The following is a 16,161-nucleotide window of genomic DNA, read 5'->3' on the forward strand; positions in this document are numbered from 1 at the left end:
TGCTTTTGCTGGGTCCGGCGGTGGCTGGGCTCATGGGCGCGGTGATCCCCGCATTCGGTGGGCTGCGGCCGGGCGGGGAGGGCGGCTTTAGCCTTGTCCCGTGGCAGGACGTGCTCGCCGCTCCGGGGATCGAACGGTCGATCTGGTTGTCGGTCAAGACCGGTGTGATTGCCACCTTCGGCGCTGTTGTCCTGAGTTTCCTGCTTGTCGCAGGCTGGTATGGCACGCGGTTCTTCCGCGTCATCGAACAGGCGCTGTCGCCGCTGCTGGCGGTGCCGCACGTGACGGCGGCGCTTGCGCTGGCCTTTCTGATCGCGCCGTCGGGCTGGGGATTTCGGCTGTTGTCGCCGTGGCTGACGGGGTTGGAGCGCCCGGCTGACCTGCTGATCGTTCAGGATCCCGGCGGGTGGAGCCTGATCGCCGGTCTTGTGGCCAAGGAAATTCCCTTTCTGCTGCTGATGCAGCTGGCCGCCTTGCCGCAGGCTGCCCCGGTCGAACGCATGAAGATCGCCCAAGCCACCGGGTATGGGCGCATCGTCGGGTTTGCATTGGCGGTATTTCCAGGCGTCTACACGCAAATGCGGATGCCGATCTATGCGGCGCTGGCCTATGCCATGTCCAACGTGGACATGGCGATGGTCCTTGGACCGTCGACGCCGCCGACGCTTGCGGTTCTCATTCTCGACTGGATGACGGACCCGGACCTGACGCTGCGCGCCCCGGCGGCGGCAGCCGCGTTGCTGCAGTTGGCGCTTGTGGTGGGCGTGCTGGTGCTCTGGCGTCTGAGCGAGCGTTTGGTGGCCCGGCTTGGCTGTATGGCGTTGTGGCGCGGTGTGCGTGGCGCAAGCTTTGTCGATCCGGTGGCGCGGTGGCTTGGCCTTGGGGCGGCGGCGATCGTTGCGCTGGCCCTGTTTGGCGGTCTGATTGCCAATCTCCTGTGGTCCTTTGCCGGTCGTTGGCGGTTCCCGCAGGGGCTGCCCGACACGTTCAAGACCAGAGCCTGGATGCAGCAGGGGCCCGAGGTACTGGAAACCGCTGCGGGCACCCTGGCGCTCGCCCTGACGGTCGCGGCGGTCGCACTGATCCTTGTCATCGGCTGTCTGGAAAACGAATACCGCTGGGGCCGCAGTCTGGGTGCAGGCGGTCTGGCGGTCCTGTATCTTCCGCTCATCCTGCCGCAGATCACTTTTTTGCCGGGCTTGCAGATCCTGCTGCTGACTGCAGGTGCTGATCAGGGCGTATTGCCTGTCATCCTGATGCATCTGGTCTTTGTCCTGCCTTACGTTTTCCTGTCGCTGGCCGGGGCGTTTCGCGCGTGGGACGCGCGTTTCGGCATCGCGGCCTTGGCGCTGGGCGCCAGCCCGTTGGGCGTGTTGTGGCGCGTCCGGATGCCGATGCTGACACGTCCACTCCTGACGGCTCTGGCGGTGGGGGTCGCGGTGTCGCTTGGGCAGTACTTGCCAACACTGCTGGCATCTGGCGGACGTTTCACGACCTTGACGACCGAAGCGCTTTCCATCGCATCCGGCGGGGACCGGCGCGCCATAGGGGTCTGGGCCACCACGCTGACTTTGGCGGCATGGGCGCCTTTTGCGGTGGCTGTCCTTGTCCCGCGGTGGGTCTATCGAAACCGACGGGGGGTGTTGGATGCCTGAAACCGGATTGCACCTGACTGGCCTGACGATCTGCAAGGGGCGGGATGCCCTGTTGCACGAGTTGACCGCATCGGTCGCGCCCGGCGAGACGCTGACCGTCATGGGGCCATCGGGGGTCGGCAAGTCCACTTTGCTTGCGGCGATCACCGGCACCTTGATGCCACCGTTTCACGTGCACGGGGATATACGGCTGAACGGTCGCGATCTGCGCTCTTTGCCCACCCAGCGGCGGCGCGTCGGTGTGCTGCTTCAGGATCACCTGCTGTTTCCGCATCTGTCCGTCGGCGAAAACCTTGCATTCGGCCTTCATACGTCGCGCAAGGAGCGCCGCGCCCGCGTAGAGGCCGCGCTGGCAGAGATCGGTATGGAGGGGTTCGGCCCGCGTGATCCGGCGACCCTGTCAGGCGGGCAGCGCGCGCGGGTCGCCCTGATGCGGATGCTGCTGTCAGAGCCCGAGGCGCTGCTGCTGGATGAACCCTTTTCGCGGCTGGATACCGAACTGCGGGACCGCGTGCGCAAACTCGTCTTTGAACGGTCCAAGGCAGCGGGCCTGCCGGTCCTGCTTGTCACCCATGACAAGGAAGACGCCATCGCTGCAGGGGGTGAGACCATCAACCTGTCGGGGCGGAAACAGGCATCCTCTGCGGGATGTGCATCGCGGTAGAAAACTATGTGCCGCGGCGTTTGTCCGGGTGAAATGCTCCGGCGGCCTCTCGTGCGCCAAAAAAGGCATAACAAAAGGTGCATCCTAAGATGCTCAATACGCTGGTTTTACCGGTTTTCCTGAGGGAGGTGGTGCTGCTGGAGAGAATTGAACTCTCGACCTCTCCCTTACCAAGGGAGTGCTCTACCTCTGAGCTACAGCAGCGTGTGGCGGGGCTATTAGACCCTATTTTCGGACCGCGCAAGGGGCAGAATGGAAAAATCCGCCGATCATGCTGATGGGCGTGCGGGCTGCTCTGGACCCGGTATCGACCCTGCGGTACACCCGCGCCATGGAGCGGAAAGGCAAACAGAACGGGCAGGACAGGGCCGCAGCGCGTGATGCGCGGCTCAAGGCTGCGTTGAAGTCGAACCTTGCACGCCGCAAGGCGCAGGCCCGTGCCCGTTCCGAAGAGGCCGCGACAGCTGCGCCGACAGACAATAAGACGGGTAACGAGGACTAGGACAGGCATGGATTCGATCTTGGTAACGGGCAATGGCCCGTTGAACGGGGATATCCCCATCGCAGGCGCCAAGAACGCCTGCCTGACCCTGATGCCCGCGACGCTGCTCAGCGAAGAGCCGTTGACGCTGACCAATGCGCCGCGTCTGTCCGACATCCGCACCATGACGACCCTGCTGCAGTCGCTGGGGGCCGAAGTGTCGCGGCTGGCTGATGGCAAGGTTCTGGCGCTGTCCTCACACGGGCTGACCACGCAGCGTGCGGAATATGACATCGTGCGCAAGATGCGGGCCTCGATCCTCGTGCTGGGGCCGCTTCTGGCGCGCGAAGGCTATGCAGAGGTTTCGCTGCCCGGAGGCTGTGCCATCGGCGCACGGCCCGTGGACCTGCACCTCAAGGCGCTGGAGGCCTTGGGCGCGGAGATGGACCTGCGGGACGGCTATGTGCATGCCAAGGCCCCGGCGGGCGGCCTGCGCGGCGGGCGGGTGGTGTTTCCATTCGTATCGGTCGGGGCGACCGAAAACGTCCTTCTGGCCGCCACGCTGGCCAAGGGCACCACGGTGGTGGAAAACGCGGCGCGGGAACCCGAGATCGTCGATCTTGCGCAGTGCCTGCGCAAGATGGGCGCGCAGATCGAGGGCGAAGGCACCTCCACGATCACCATTCAGGGCGTGGATCGCCTTGGCGGGGCGACCCATGCGGTGGTGACGGACCGGATCGAACTGGGCACCTACATGCTGGCGCCTGCGATTTGCGGCGGCGAGGTTACCTGCCTTGGCGGGAAGATTTCTCTGGTCGAGGCATTCTGCGAAAAGCTGGACGCGGCGGGGATTTCGGTCGAGGAGACGGACAAGGGGCTGAAGGTGGCTCGCCGCAGCGATCGCATTCAAGCCGTGGATGTCACGACAGAACCTTTCCCCGGATTCCCGACCGATCTGCAGGCGCAGATGATGGCGCTGCTCTGCACGGCAGAGGGGACCTCGGTGCTGGAAGAGAAGATTTTCGAGAACCGTTTCATGCACGCACCGGAGCTGATGCGGATGGGCGCGCAGATCGATGTGCATGGCGGGACGGCCAAGGTCACCGGGGTCGCGCGGTTGCGCGGCGCGCCGGTCATGGCGACGGACCTGCGGGCCAGCGTTTCGCTGATCCTTGCCGGTCTGGCGGCCGAGGGGGAGACGATGGTGAACCGGGTCTATCACCTCGACCGTGGCTATGAGAACGTCGAGCAAAAACTGTCGGCGCTGGGCGCCAAGATCGAGAGGGTCGCCGGGTCATGAGCGAAGACGCCCGTTTCGAGGATGGCGGCGCACGGCCGTTGAACCTTGGCGCTCTGGACGTCGAGGATCTCAAGGTGATTTCCAGTCTGGTACAGGACGCGGTCCTGCCGGTGACGGAGATAACGTGGCAGGCCTCGAAGCGGCGGCTGGGGCTGTTGGTGAACCGGATCCGCTGGGAAGACGTGGAGCCGGCGAAACGGCAGGGGCGCCCGGTGGAGCGGGTGCAGTGCCTGTTGGTGATCGAGAACGTTCTGGGCGTGGCCAGTCAGGGTGTGGACCGGTCGGACAAGGACATGATCCTGCAGATCCTGGCGGTGAGTTTCGAGCCGGGCGAGGAGCCCGAGGGATTCGTGGAGCTGACGCTGGCCGGGGACGGCGCCCTGCGGGCGCGGGTCGAGGCGCTGGAGGTTGGCCTGCGGGACGTGACGCGGCCCTATCTGGCGCCGTCGGGAAAGCTGCCTGATCACGGGGCCTGAAATGCTGGCCTGAAAGGCGGGCCTGAAGGGTGTGTCCACGCGTGGACAGCTTAGGGGGAATGCAGGATCAAGGGGTTACGAGGGCGATTTTACCCTTTGCTAACCTTTGAGCTCTGCGGATCGGGGACGGGACTCGCGGCCCTTTGGGCCGCATCGCCCACCCGCCGACCCTTTCGAGGGTGAGGTTTTCGCTTCAGGATTCACCCGTGAACAGGCACGCCTGCCCGCCAGACCCCTCCCTTGCCGATTGATGCCTGAGACAGCCGCCCGTGCAAGGCAAGGGCAAGCCGCGCTTTGCGCGGGGCTGCGCCCCCTTGCCTTGCCCGCGCGTCCGTCTCTTTTCGGCATCAGCAAGGGATGGCTCCGGCGAACAGGCTGAGCGCCGATCCGGCCGCAGGCCGGCAAACTCTCCGGGGGAGTGAACAGTGGTTCGGCCCTTGGGTCGACGATCTCTCCAGTGGAGAGATCGAACTGCGAACGGGCGGAGCCCTGAGGTGCGCAGGGGCGGAGCCCGGGCCCGTAGGGAGCGCCGGTCCGGGCATCGCTTGGCCAACTCTCCGGCGGCGCGGTGAGGTGCGCAGGGGGGTGCAGGGGTCAAAGCGTGACGGTGGGGTGCTTGAGGCCCGGGCGCGTGCGGGATATGGGACGGGGGCATCTCGGAGGGACCCATGCCCGTATATCTCGACAGCCGTCAGGACGATTTCGAAACCGCGTTTGCCACGCTTCTGGGCGCCAAGCGTGAGGACAGCCCGGATGTGGATCATGTGGTCGCCGGGATCATCGCGGATGTGCGGGCGCGCGGCGATGCGGCGGTGCTGGAGCTGACCGCGAAATTCGACCGGTTGGAGCTGGAGGCCTCCGGGCTGCGGTTTTCCGAAAGCGAGATCGCGGCGCATTGTGCCGAGGTGACGGAGACCGAGCGGCAGGCGCTGGAGACGGCGGCCGAACGCATCCGTGCCTATCACGTGCGCCAGATGCCGCAGGATCAGAGCTGGACCGATCCGGACGGGGCGACGCTGGGCTGGCGCTGGTCGGCGGTCACCGCGGCGGGCCTTTATGTGCCTGGCGGGCTGGCCAGCTACCCCTCGTCTGTCTTGATGAATGCGATTCCGGCCAAGGTGGCCGGGGTCGAGCGGCTGGCGATCTGCGTGCCGACGCCGGATGGCGTGGTCAACCCGCTGGTCTTGCTGGCGGCGCGGATTGCCGGGGTGGATGAGATTTACCGCATCGGCGGCGCGCAGGCGATTGCGGCCCTTGCCTATGGGACCGACAGCATCGCGCCGGTGGACAAGATCACCGGGCCGGGCAACGCCTTTGTGGCGGCGGCCAAGCGGCGGGTGTTCGGCAAGGTCGGCATCGACATGATTGCCGGGCCCTCGGAGATCCTTGTGATCGCTGACGGCGAAAACGACCCGGACTGGATCGCGCTGGACCTGATGAGCCAGGCCGAGCACGACGAAAGCGCGCAATCGCTGCTGATCACCACGGATGCGGAGTTTGGCCGCGCGGTGGCGGCGGCGGTGGACAAGCGGCTGGAAACGCTGGAACGGCGGGCCATTGCCGGGGTGTCATGGCGGGATTTCGGGGCCGTGATCACGGTGGCCGATCTGGACGAGGCGGCGGCGCTGTCGAACCGGATTGCGCCGGAGCACCTTGAACTCTGCGTCGCCGACCCCGAAGCGCTGGCCGCGAAATGCATCCACGCAGGGGCGATTTTCCTGGGCCAGTGGACGCCGGAGGCGATTGGCGATTACGTCGGCGGGCCGAACCACGTGCTGCCCACGGCGCGCTCTGCCCGGTTCTCCTCTGGCCTGTCGGTGATGGATTTCCTCAAACGCACGACCATGGCCAAGATGACGCCCGAAGCGCTGCGCGCCATTGGCCCGGCGGCCGAGGTGCTGGCCACCTCCGAGAGCCTTGAGGCGCACGGGCTGAGCGTGACCGCGCGTCTGGACAAGCTCAATCGCTGAGGGGAACCCATGACCGTTGTCATCTTTCACAACCCGAACTGTTCCAAGTCCCGCGCCGCGCTGGACCTGATCCGGGAGACCGGGGCCGAGCCGGTTGTCGTGCCGTATCTGAAGACCGGCTGGACCAAGCCGCAGTTGCAGGCGTTGTTTGCGGTGGCCGGGATCACCGCGCGCGAGGCGCTGCGCACCGCGCGCGGGCAGGCCAAGGACCTTGGGCTGTTGGAGGACGGGATCCCCGAGGCGGCGATCCTGGACGCGATGGTCGCCCATCCGGAACTGGTAGAGCGGCCGATCGTCTGCTCTGCCAAGGGGGTGCGGCTGTGCCGTCCGCCGGAATTGGTGCGCGACCTGCTGTAGCGCGCGGGGTCTGTCCGGTGGTCAAAATGACCGGACCGACAGCAGGTGTGCCGCGCGTTTCAGCGCCTGTGCCTGTCCCGGCCCTGACAGGGACCAATGCACCTTTTGGTGCCATTGCCCCGGCGCGCCGGGCGCGGTAAGCCGAGGCGAACATTCAGGATGCCCCCCATGACACGCATCGCGCATATCGAGTTGGACGACGCCAACCTGCCGCCGCCCACGCCGGAAATCGAACAGGAACGGCGCGTCGCCATGTTCGACCTGATGGAAGAGAACACCTTTGTCTTGCCCGCGCGGGACGACCGGGAGGTGCCACCGGGCCCCTATACCGTGGGCCTGTCGATCCGGGACAAGCGGCTGGTCTTTGACGTATCCACCGAAGGCCATGAAAAGGCGGCGGAATTTCACCTGTCGCTGTCGCCCTTCCGGCAGGTGGTCAAGGATTACTTTCAGATCTGCAAAAGCTATTTCGATGCGGTCAAGACACTGCCGCCCAGCCAGATCGAGACCATCGACATGGCCCGGCGCGGCATCCACAACGAGGGCGCACGCATCCTGCAGGAGCGGCTGGAGGGCAAGGTGGAGCTTGACGACGCCACCGCGCGGCGTCTTTTTACCCTGGTCTGCGTGCTGCATTTCGGGGGATGACGTGAGCGCACTGCCGCAATCGGTGCTCTTTGCCTGCGATCACAACGCGGTGCGCTCGCCCATGGCCGAGGGCATCATGAAGAAGCTGTTCGGCACCGAGACCTATGTGCAGTCGGTTGGCGTGATGAACGATCTGGAGATCGACGGATTCGCCATCGCCGCCTGCAAGGAGATCGGGGTGGAGCTGGAACGGCACCGGTCGCGCAGCTTTGAAGAGATGGAGCAGATGGGCGAGGCCTTGTCCGGCTTCGACGTGATCGTGACGCTGTCGCCGGCCTCGCAGCGGCGGGCGCTGGAACTGACGCGCTATTATCACCTGAAGGTGGAATACTGGCCCGTGATGGATCCGACGGGGATTGGCGAGACGCGGGAACAGAAGTTGAATGCCTACCGGCAGACCCGCGACCAGCTGGTCACGCGGTTGCAGGAGGCCTGGGAGGCGTGACGGCCCTGCGGGCCTTTTTTGCGTATTTTCAAAGAGAAGAAGCAGGGGGGTGCGCATGGCTGAAGCGCGGGAGATCGTGGCGCGGTATTTCGAGGCATTCAACGCGGGCGACGTGCCGGGGATGCTGGACTGTCTGTCCGAGGACGTGGCGCATCACGTGAACGAAGGGCAGGTGCGCGTGGGCAAGCCGCTGTTCGAGGCGTTCTGCCGGCACATGAGCCGCTGCTACCGCGAGGAGCTGACCGAGATGGTGATCTTTGCCAGTGCGGATGGCACGCGGGCGGCGGCGGAATATGTGGTGAACGGCACCTATCTGGAAACGGATGAGGGATTGCCGGAGGCCGCAGGGCAGAGCTATTGCCTGCCCGCCGGGTCGTTCTTTTCTTTGAAGGACGGCAAGATCAGCCGTGTGGTGACCTATTACAATCTTGCGGATTGGGTCCGGCAGGTGTCGTGATGCGGGTCGAGGTTCTGACCGGGGCGGCGCTGGAGGCGGCGCTGGATGATGTGGCGCGGCTGCGGATCGCGGTCTTTCGGGCCTTTCCCTATCTCTATGACGGCGATTTTGACTATGAGCGGCGGTATCTGCAGACCTACCGGGACAGTCCCGGCGCGGTTCTGGTGGGGGCCTTTGACGGGGGCACGCTGGTGGGGGCGGCGACCGGGACGCCGATGGAGGATCACGCCGAGGATTTCGGTGCGGCGTTCGTGGCGCGCGGATATGATCTGTCGGAGATCTTTTACTGTGCCGAGTCGGTCCTGATGCCGGAGTATCGCGGGCGGGGCATCGGGCACCGGTTCTTTGACCTGCGGGAGGGGCATGCGCGGGCGCTGGGGCGGCGGTACAGCGCCTTTTGCGGTGTGGTGCGCCCGGAGGAGCATCCCTTGCGTCCGGCGGATCATGCGCCGCTGGATGCGTTTTGGCGCAAGCGTGGCTATGCGCCGGTGGAAGGCGCCGTCGCGCGGTTCCGGTGGAAAGATATCGATCAGGACAGCGAGACGGAAAAATCGCTTCAGTTCTGGATGCGGAGATTGTGAGGCGGTGAGATGAAAGTGGCAGCGGCGGCCTATCCGGCGGATTTCCTGGACAGTTGGCAGGCTTACGAGGACAAGATCACCCGTTGGGTGAGCGAGGCGGCGGGCGAGGGGGCAGAGCTGCTGGTCTTTCCCGAATACGGTGCAATGGAATTGGCCACGCTGGCGGGGCGCGAGGTGGCGCTGGATCTTGAGGCGAGCCTGCACGCGGTGTCGGACCGGGTGCCGGCGACCGATGCCCTGCATGCGGCGCTGGCGAAACGGTTCGGGGTGCACATCCTTGCAGCCTCGGCCCCGGTCTTTGACGACGTGATCGGCCCAAGGCCGGTGAACCGGGCGCGGTTCTTTGCGCCGAGCGGGTCGATGGGGGTGCAGGACAAGCAGATCATGACCCGCTTCGAACGCGAGGTCTGGGGCGTCGCCGCCGGTGGGCCGTTGCGGGTTTTCGACACCGTTCTGGGCCGGATCGGCGTGTTGATCTGCTACGATTCCGAATTTCCGCTGCTGGGGCGGGCGCTGTCGGATGTGGATATCCTGCTGGTGCCTTCGGTGACGGAGGCGCTGTCGGGGCACAGCCGGGTGCGGATCGGGACGGCGGCCCGCGCGCTGGAGGCGCAATGCGTGGCGGTCATGTCCTCGCTGGTGGGGGAGGCGGACTGGAGCGAAGCGATCGACACCAGCACCGGGCGGGGTGCGGTCTTTGGCCCGCCGGACGTGGGCTTTCCGCCGACCGGGGTGCTGGCGGACGGGGTGCTGAACCAGCCCGGCTGGACCTATGCGGAGATCGATCTGGCGGCGGTGGCGCAGGTGCGCCGGGATGGCGTCGTCCTCAATCGCAGGCATTGGGATGATCAGGCCGGGCGCGACGGCGCGCCGGAGGTTCTGCGCCTGAGTTGAACAGCGCGGAACCTGTCGCGGCGCTGATTGCGGCGCTGCAGCAAGTTGTGACTTGAAAATCCCGCGCTTGGGCCTCATATTGCCGCGCGCCGCGCTCTGTGCGCGGTTTTCGATTCAGGAGAGACCATGGCCAAGGAAGATACGCTCGAATTTCCCGGTGTCGTGAAGGAACTCCTGCCGAATGCGACGTTCCGGGTCGAGCTCGACAACGGCCATGAGATCATCGCACATACGGCAGGCAAGATGCGCAAGAACCGCATCCGTGTCCTCGCGGGAGACCGGGTTCAGGTGGAAATGACACCCTACGACCTGACAAAGGGCCGGATCAACTACCGGTTCAAGTAAGTCGTTTTCGTTCCGGCGAAAACCACTGGTGGGCAATGTCATGTTTCCGTGGGAGACGTGACGGCCCTGCCAATTCATCAAGGATCGCGGCTGCCGGGACCCAAGGTTGTTCCCGATTGCCGTGGCCCCTTGATTCCCGGCGACAAGTCTGGTGTTCCGGCGCAAACCATTCGTGAGCACCCACAATGACCGATCGCCCCCGTCTGATCCTCGGATCCGGCAGCCCGCGCCGCCGCGAGTTGCTGTCTCATCTCGGCGTGACCGCCGATGATATCCGGCCCCCCGACATCGACGAGGATCCCCGCAAAGGGGAATTGCCGCGTCCCTATTGCGTGCGGCTGGCCCGGGAAAAGGCGCTGGCGATTCCTTCGGACGGGGATGAGATCGTGCTGTCGGCGGATACCACCGTGGCGCTGGGGCGCCGCATTCTGGGCAAGCCCGAGAATGCCAAGGAGGCGGCGGCCTTTCTGACCAAGCTGTCCGGGCGGCGTCACCGTGTGATCACGGCAGTGGCCGTGCGGCGGGGGGAAAGCCTGTGGGAACGCGACGTGGTCACGCAGGTCAAGATGAAGATGCTGTCGAACGACGAGTTGAACGCCTATCTGGCCAGCGAGGACTGGCGCGGTAAGGCGGGCGGCTATGGCATTCAGGGGATGGCGGGGGCCTTTATCCCGTGGATCGGCGGATCGTTCACGGCGGTCGTCGGATTGCCTCTGGCCGAGACGGCAAATCTGCTTCAAGCGGCGGGTTATCCGCTTTACAAGGATCAGTCATGAAGGGCACGACCATCATTCTGGACCACTGGGGCGAGCGTGAAGCTGCCGCCCTGCTGGTCGACGGGCAACTGGACGACGTGCTGATCGACAGCGATCTGCCGCGTCCCGGGTCGATTTACCGCGCGGTGGCCGAACGTCCGATGAAGGGGCAGGGCGGCATGTTCCTGAAAACCCCGGATGGACCGGCCTTTCTGCGCCAGGTCAAGGGGTTGAGCCCGGGGGAATCGCTGCTGGTGCAGGTGACGGGCTATGCCGAGCCGGGCAAGGCGTTGCCGGTGACGACGCGGCTGTTGTTCAAATCGCGCTATGCCATCGTCACGCCGGGGGCGCCGGGGATCAACGTCTCGCGGCAGATCCGCGATGATGACCAGCGGGACAGCCTGCGGGAAATCGCGCATGAGGCGCTGGCCGAACATCCGCTGCCCGAAGGGGCGGGGCTGATCCTGCGGTCCAATTGCCGGGCCGAGGATGCCGATGCGATCTTTGACGACATTCTGGCGATGGGGCAGTTGGCCTTGGCCGTGCTGGCGGATGATCAGGGCGGACCGGAACTGCTGGTCGAGGGGGACGGGCCGCATGCGCTGGCCTGGCGCGAGTGGTCCTCTGCCGCAGAGGTCGATGCAGAGCCGGGCGGCTTTGACCGGCACGAGGTGGCGGGGATGATCGAGGCGCTGAAAGCGGCGCGCGTGGGTCTGCCCGGCGGTGGCAGCATGATGATCGAGCCGGTGACCGCGCTGGTGGCGGTGGATGTGAACACCGGCGGCGATACCTCTCCCGCCGCGGGGCTGAAGGCGAATATCGCGGCCTTTCGCGAATTGCCGCGCCAGCTGCGGCTGCGCGGGCTGGGCGGGCAGATCGTTGTCGATCCGGCCCCGGTGGCCAAGAAGGAGCGGCGGCAGTTGGAAAGCGTGCTGAAGGCCGCGCTGAAGACGGATCGCACGGAAACCGTGGTGGCGGGCTGGACGACGCTGGGCCTGCTGGAACTGCAGCGCAAGCGGGACCGCGTGGTGCTGAAGGAGGTGCTGTGACCTGCCCGATCTGTAGCCGCAAGAGCGACCCGCAGTTTCGTCCGTTCTGTTCGAAGCGCTGCGCCGACGTGGATCTGGCCAAGTGGCTGGGCGGCAGTTATGCCATTCCCTCGGACGATCCCGAAGACATGGAAGAGGCCGCGCAGGCAGCGGCGGCCGTCGAGGAAGACAGGAAACCGCACTGATGTTCGATGACGCGCTTTTGGCAGAGATCCGGGGGCGCTTTGCCCATGTCGAGGACTGCCCGTTCACCGGGAAACGAATCTTTTTCGAGAATGCGGGCGGTGCGCTGACGCTGAAATCGGTGGTCGAAACCTCGGCCCGGTTTGCGGCGATCCCGGACAATCAGGGGCGCGACAATCCGGCGTCAAAGGCGCTGGTCGATGTGATCACGCGGGCGCGGGCCGATGTGAAGGGGTTTGTCGGGGCTGAGAGCGGGGCCGTGATCTTTGGCGAGAGCGGCACCGAACTGCTGTTCCGGCTGATCCGCGACGCCTGCCTTGGGGCGGACAGCGGGCCGGTTCTGGGCTCGACCGTGGAACATCCGGCCTCGCGCAGCGCCTGCGCGCGCTGGGCGATGGAAAGCGGGCGCGACCATGTGCTGATCCCGCATGACGATGCGGCCGGGGTGGTGACGGCCGAGGCCTATGCCGAGCATGTCTCGCCGGATACGGCGGTGGCGACCATCCTGCATACATCGCCGGTGACGGGGATGGGCATGGACCTGCCCGCCATCGCGGCGGCGATCCGGGCGGTTGCGCCGCAATGCTTCATCATCGTCGACGGCATTCAGCACGCCTGCCACGGTCATATCGACGTGGCGGCGGCGGGGGGCGATGGCTACGTGGTCTCACCCTACAAGATGTTCTCGCGTCATGGTTATGGCGTGGCCTGGGCCTCGGACCGGTTGACGGCGCTGGCGCATGACGCGCTGATCGGCGGGCCGTCGGGCAACTGGGAACTGGGCACACGGGACACCGGGGCCTATGCGACCTTTTCCGACGTGCTGCGGTATTTCGAGTGGCTGGGCGCGCAGGTCAGCGACGCGACAGACCCCAAGGCGCAGCTGACGGCGGCGCGCGATGCGATCCATGCGCATGAGGCGGGGCTGACGCGGATGATGGTCCACGGGGTGGGCAACCTGCCCGGGCTGGCCGATCTGCCGGGTGTGGTGATCGTCGGCGGGGCCGACAACCCGGCGCGCGAAGGGCTGGTGGGTTTCTGGGTCGAGGGGCGTCCCTCTGCCGAGGTGGTCGAGGCGCTGAACGCACAGGGGATTCGCACCCATACCCGCAAGGCGGATCATTACTCGGGCAATATCCTGAAACCGCTGGGGCAGGCGGACTGCGTGCGGGTGTCCCTGGCGCATTACAATTCCCCGGACGAGGTGCGCGCCTTTCTGACCGTGATGCAGGACCTGCTGGGGTAAAGGTGCGCTGCGCCGCTTGCCCGGGTGATACGCACACGAGGGGGACCTGAGCCGCGGTTTGGTCCGTGATTCATGGACAAACCTGCCGGGGCATGCTGGTCTGCGCCGAGGAGACTTGCCACATGACATCCCCCTCTGAACAGAAATTCCCACGGATTGATCCCATCGGGCTGGACGGCGTGTTGGTGCGGTTCGGTGACAGCCTGTCAGAGCCTGCCAATCGCGCCGCGCTGGCCTTTTGTGCCGCGATGGAGCGTGAAGCGCCCGACGGGGTTGAGGAATGTGCAACCTCTCTGGTTTCGGCCTATGTGCGATTCGATCCGCTTGCCATGCCGTTTGACCGGCTTGCCGGGCAGTTGGACCACTTGCTGAAGGCCGAGGACTGGTACGCCAAACCCTTGCCAGAGGGGCGGCGGCTGATCCGCATCCCGACTGTCTATGGCGGCGATTTTGGCCCGCAGCTGGACGAGGCGGCGCAACTGGCTGGGATGAGCGCCGCTGAGGCGGTGAAATCCCTGACCGGGGCGCGGGTGCGGGTCAATGCGATTGGTTTTGCGCCCGGGCAACCCTATCTCGGGACATTGCCCGAGCCATGGGACATTCCCCGCCAGACCGGGCTGACGCCCAAGGTGCCCGAAGGGGCGCTGGTGGTGGCGATCCGTCAGTTCGTGCTGTTTTCCGTGACCTCGCCGACCGGGTGGCGGCAGGTGGGCCGGACGGCGGCACCGCTGTTCCGGCCGGACAGCGACACGCCCTTTCGGCTGCGTCCGGGGGATGAGGTGATCTTTGACGCCGTCCCGGCCGACAGCTGGGGACGGTTGGAGGCGGACCCGAAAGGCGGGATCGTGATGGAGGCGCTGCAATGACCGCGTTGGAGGTATTTCAGGCCGGGCCGGGGGTGACCCTGCAGGATCGCGGGCGCACCGGCTATCTGGCGCTGGGGCTGTCGCGGGGCGGGGCGGCGGATCCTGTCGCGATGACCGAAGGGGCGGCGCTGTTGCGGCAACCCGTTGGCGTTGCGGTGGAAATGGCGGGGTTCGGCGGGCGGTTCCGGGTGGATGCGCCCTGTCGCATCGCGCTGACCGGGGCCGAGATGCGGGCCACGGTAGAGGGCGTGCCGCTGGTCTGGAACGCCAGCCACAGGCTGGAGGCCGGTGCCGTGCTGGAAATCGGCGGGGCGCTTTCCGGCGTTTATGGCTATCTGACCATCGGCGGCGGCATTGCCGCGCCGCAGGTTCTGGGCGCGCAGTCGGCGCATCTGGCCGCGGGGCTGGGGCGCGTTCTGGCGGCGGGGGATCGGCTGCCGCTGTCGCAGGATGCGGGCACGGCAACCGGCCTGATCCTGACGCCGGGCGATCGGTTCGGCGGCGGGCTGTTGCGGGTCCTGCCCAGCCTTCAGACCGCGCTATTCCCCGAAGAAATGCGGGCGCGGTTCGAGAGCGAGACCTTTACCCGCGACAGGCGCGGCAACCGGATGGGTGTGCGCGTCATGCCCCCGGCAGAGGGATACGGGCTGCCCACCGGCCAGAGCATCCTGTCAGAGGTGATCACCCCCGGCGATATCCAGATCCCCGGCGATGGTGCGCCCTATGTGCTGATGAGCGAATGCCAGACGACGGGGGGCTATCCGCGCATCGGCACGGTGATCCCGGCGGATCTGCCGCGCGTGGCGCAGGCCGGGCCGGGGGCGGAACTGCGCTTTCGCTTTGTCACGCGGGATGAGGCGCTGGAGGCCGAGAAGAAACACCGGCAGATGCTCACGGCGTTGCCGGGCATGGCAAAGCCGCTTTTGCGCGATCCGGCGCGGATGCCGGACCTGCTGTCCTATTCACTGATCAGCGGCGTCACCGCCGGGGAGGAACTGTCATGACATCGGTCGATCTGAACGCGGATATGGGGGAAAGCTTTGGCCCCTGGGTGATGGGGCAGGACGCGGCGCTGCTGGAGGTGGTGAGTTCTGCCAATGTGGCCTGCGGCTTCCATGCGGGCGACTGGGACGTGATGGCCGAGACGATGGCCACGGCGCAGGCGCGGGGTGTCGGCATCGGGGCGCATCCCGGTTTTGCGGATCTGCAGGGATTTGGCCGGCGGCGGATGCATCTGCCGGAAAAGAGCCTGCGCCACATGGTGCAGTATCAGCTGGGCGCGGCGCTGGGCATGGCGCGGGCCTGCGGAGCCGAGGTGCGGCACCTGAAGCTGCACGGTGCGCTGTCCAACATGGCCTCCGAAGACGCGGCGCTGGCCGAGGCCTGTTATGGCGCGGCGCTGGAAATCGCGCCGGAGATCATCGTGATGGTGCTGGCCGCGACGGCGCAGCAGCGCGTGGTCGAGCGGTTGGGGTGCCTCTGGGCCGGTGAGATTTTTGCCGACCGGGCTTATAATGCCGATGCCACGCTGGTGGATCGGCGGTTACCGGGGGCAGTGCTGCATGATCCGCAGACCACCGCGCCGCGCATCGTGAAGATGGTGCAGGCGGGCGCGATTTTGCCCGAAGAGGGTGAGCCCATCCCCGCCGCCATCGACACGATCTGCCTGCATGGCGATGGGGCGACGGCGCTGCCGATGGCGCGGGCTGTGCGCGCCGCGCTGGAGGAGGCCGGATTGACGGTCGCGGCGTTCAGCGGGCGGCGCGGGGCCTATTCCGGAGGCTGATTG

The 16,161-nt window shown here is 66.3% G+C and carries 20 protein-coding genes and 1 tRNA gene; 20 read left to right on the forward strand and 1 reads right to left on the reverse strand.

Annotated elements, in window-relative coordinates:
• The first annotated feature begins 20 nt into the window (after positions 1–20).
• Complete coding sequence (locus ACTXGA_RS05885) at positions 21–1,655, forward strand: ABC transporter permease (protein ID WP_443392210.1); 1,635 nt, start codon at positions 21–23, stop codon at positions 1,653–1,655.
• Positions 1,648–2,319: an ATP-binding cassette domain-containing protein gene (locus tag ACTXGA_RS05890; protein ID WP_443392211.1), complete on the forward strand. Its 672-nt coding sequence runs from the start codon at positions 1,648–1,650 to the stop codon at positions 2,317–2,319. The genes ACTXGA_RS05885 and ACTXGA_RS05890 overlap by 8 nt, the downstream gene beginning before the upstream one ends.
• Before the next feature lie 129 nt (positions 2,320–2,448).
• On the opposite strand, the gene ACTXGA_RS05895 is transcribed toward ACTXGA_RS05890, so the two are convergent.
• Positions 2,449–2,523, reverse strand: a tRNA-Thr gene (locus ACTXGA_RS05895).
• Between the two features lie 67 nt (positions 2,524–2,590).
• Between ACTXGA_RS05895 and ACTXGA_RS05900 the strand changes: the two genes are divergently transcribed.
• The 18 genes from ACTXGA_RS05900 to ACTXGA_RS05985 all read left to right on the forward strand — a co-directional run bounded on the left by ACTXGA_RS05900 (position 2,591) and on the right by ACTXGA_RS05985 (position 16,158).
• Positions 2,591–2,821, forward strand: coding sequence for a hypothetical protein (locus tag ACTXGA_RS05900; RefSeq protein ID WP_443392212.1), 231 nt, complete (start codon positions 2,591–2,593; stop codon positions 2,819–2,821).
• Between the two features lie 7 nt (positions 2,822–2,828).
• A complete protein-coding gene (gene murA, locus ACTXGA_RS05905; protein WP_443392213.1) occupies positions 2,829–4,100 on the forward strand; it encodes a UDP-N-acetylglucosamine 1-carboxyvinyltransferase in 1,272 nt (423 codons plus the stop codon).
• Complete coding sequence (locus tag ACTXGA_RS05910) at positions 4,097–4,576, forward strand: DUF2948 family protein (protein WP_443392214.1); 480 nt, start codon at positions 4,097–4,099, stop codon at positions 4,574–4,576. The genes murA and ACTXGA_RS05910 overlap by 4 nt, the downstream gene beginning before the upstream one ends.
• Before the next feature lie 668 nt (positions 4,577–5,244).
• Positions 5,245–6,546, forward strand: coding sequence for a histidinol dehydrogenase (gene hisD, locus ACTXGA_RS05915; RefSeq protein ID WP_443392215.1), 1,302 nt, complete (start codon positions 5,245–5,247; stop codon positions 6,544–6,546).
• Between the two features lie 9 nt (positions 6,547–6,555).
• Positions 6,556–6,903 carry an arsenate reductase (glutaredoxin) gene (arsC, locus tag ACTXGA_RS05920; protein ID WP_443392216.1) on the forward strand — a complete coding sequence of 116 codons (348 nt, stop codon included), beginning with the start codon at positions 6,556–6,558 and terminating at the stop codon, positions 6,901–6,903.
• A gap of 168 nt (positions 6,904–7,071) precedes the next feature.
• Positions 7,072–7,551 (forward strand): UPF0262 family protein, encoded by a 480-nt coding sequence (locus ACTXGA_RS05925; RefSeq protein ID WP_443392217.1) that lies wholly within the window; start codon positions 7,072–7,074, stop codon positions 7,549–7,551.
• Position 7,552: 1 nt separating this feature from the next.
• Positions 7,553–7,996 (forward strand): arsenate-mycothiol transferase ArsC, encoded by a 444-nt coding sequence (locus tag ACTXGA_RS05930; RefSeq protein ID WP_443392218.1) that lies wholly within the window; start codon positions 7,553–7,555, stop codon positions 7,994–7,996.
• Between the two features lie 55 nt (positions 7,997–8,051).
• Positions 8,052–8,453 (forward strand): ketosteroid isomerase-related protein, encoded by a 402-nt coding sequence (locus tag ACTXGA_RS05935; RefSeq protein ID WP_443392219.1) that lies wholly within the window; start codon positions 8,052–8,054, stop codon positions 8,451–8,453.
• A complete protein-coding gene (locus tag ACTXGA_RS05940; protein ID WP_443392220.1) occupies positions 8,453–9,034 on the forward strand; it encodes a GNAT family N-acetyltransferase in 582 nt (193 codons plus the stop codon). Before ACTXGA_RS05935 ends, ACTXGA_RS05940 begins: the two co-directional genes overlap by 1 nt.
• A gap of 9 nt (positions 9,035–9,043) precedes the next feature.
• Entirely contained in the window at positions 9,044–9,928 is an 885-nt protein-coding gene (locus tag ACTXGA_RS05945; protein ID WP_443392221.1) for a carbon-nitrogen hydrolase family protein, read from the forward strand.
• 126 nt (positions 9,929–10,054) lie between these two features.
• Complete coding sequence (gene infA / locus ACTXGA_RS05950) at positions 10,055–10,273, forward strand: translation initiation factor IF-1 (protein WP_023849011.1); 219 nt, start codon at positions 10,055–10,057, stop codon at positions 10,271–10,273.
• 185 nt (positions 10,274–10,458) lie between these two features.
• Positions 10,459–11,049, forward strand: a complete 591-nt coding sequence (locus tag ACTXGA_RS05955) for a Maf family protein (protein WP_443392222.1) — start codon at positions 10,459–10,461, stop codon at positions 11,047–11,049.
• Positions 11,046–12,077 (forward strand): ribonuclease E/G, encoded by a 1,032-nt coding sequence (locus ACTXGA_RS05960; RefSeq protein WP_443392223.1) that lies wholly within the window; start codon positions 11,046–11,048, stop codon positions 12,075–12,077. Before ACTXGA_RS05955 ends, ACTXGA_RS05960 begins: the two co-directional genes overlap by 4 nt.
• Positions 12,074–12,262, forward strand: a complete 189-nt coding sequence (locus ACTXGA_RS05965; RefSeq protein ID WP_443392224.1) for a DNA gyrase inhibitor YacG — start codon at positions 12,074–12,076, stop codon at positions 12,260–12,262. The genes ACTXGA_RS05960 and ACTXGA_RS05965 overlap by 4 nt, the downstream gene beginning before the upstream one ends.
• Positions 12,262–13,506: an aminotransferase class V-fold PLP-dependent enzyme gene (locus tag ACTXGA_RS05970; protein WP_443392225.1), complete on the forward strand. Its 1,245-nt coding sequence runs from the start codon at positions 12,262–12,264 to the stop codon at positions 13,504–13,506. The genes ACTXGA_RS05965 and ACTXGA_RS05970 overlap by 1 nt, the downstream gene beginning before the upstream one ends.
• 122 nt (positions 13,507–13,628) lie before the next feature.
• Positions 13,629–14,372 (forward strand): 5-oxoprolinase subunit B family protein, encoded by a 744-nt coding sequence (locus ACTXGA_RS05975; RefSeq protein ID WP_443392226.1) that lies wholly within the window; start codon positions 13,629–13,631, stop codon positions 14,370–14,372.
• The gene (locus ACTXGA_RS05980) at positions 14,369–15,376 is read left to right on the forward strand and encodes a 5-oxoprolinase subunit C family protein (RefSeq protein WP_443392227.1); all 1,008 of its coding nucleotides are present in this window, start codon (positions 14,369–14,371) and stop codon (positions 15,374–15,376) included. The genes ACTXGA_RS05975 and ACTXGA_RS05980 overlap by 4 nt, the downstream gene beginning before the upstream one ends.
• Entirely contained in the window at positions 15,373–16,158 is a 786-nt protein-coding gene (locus ACTXGA_RS05985; protein WP_443392228.1) for a LamB/YcsF family protein, read from the forward strand. The genes ACTXGA_RS05980 and ACTXGA_RS05985 overlap by 4 nt, the downstream gene beginning before the upstream one ends.
• The last annotated feature ends 3 nt before the right edge of the window (positions 16,159–16,161 follow it).

Source organism: Antarctobacter jejuensis (assembly GCF_052266595.1).
Lineage (GTDB): Bacteria > Pseudomonadota > Alphaproteobacteria > Rhodobacterales > Rhodobacteraceae > Antarctobacter > Antarctobacter jejuensis.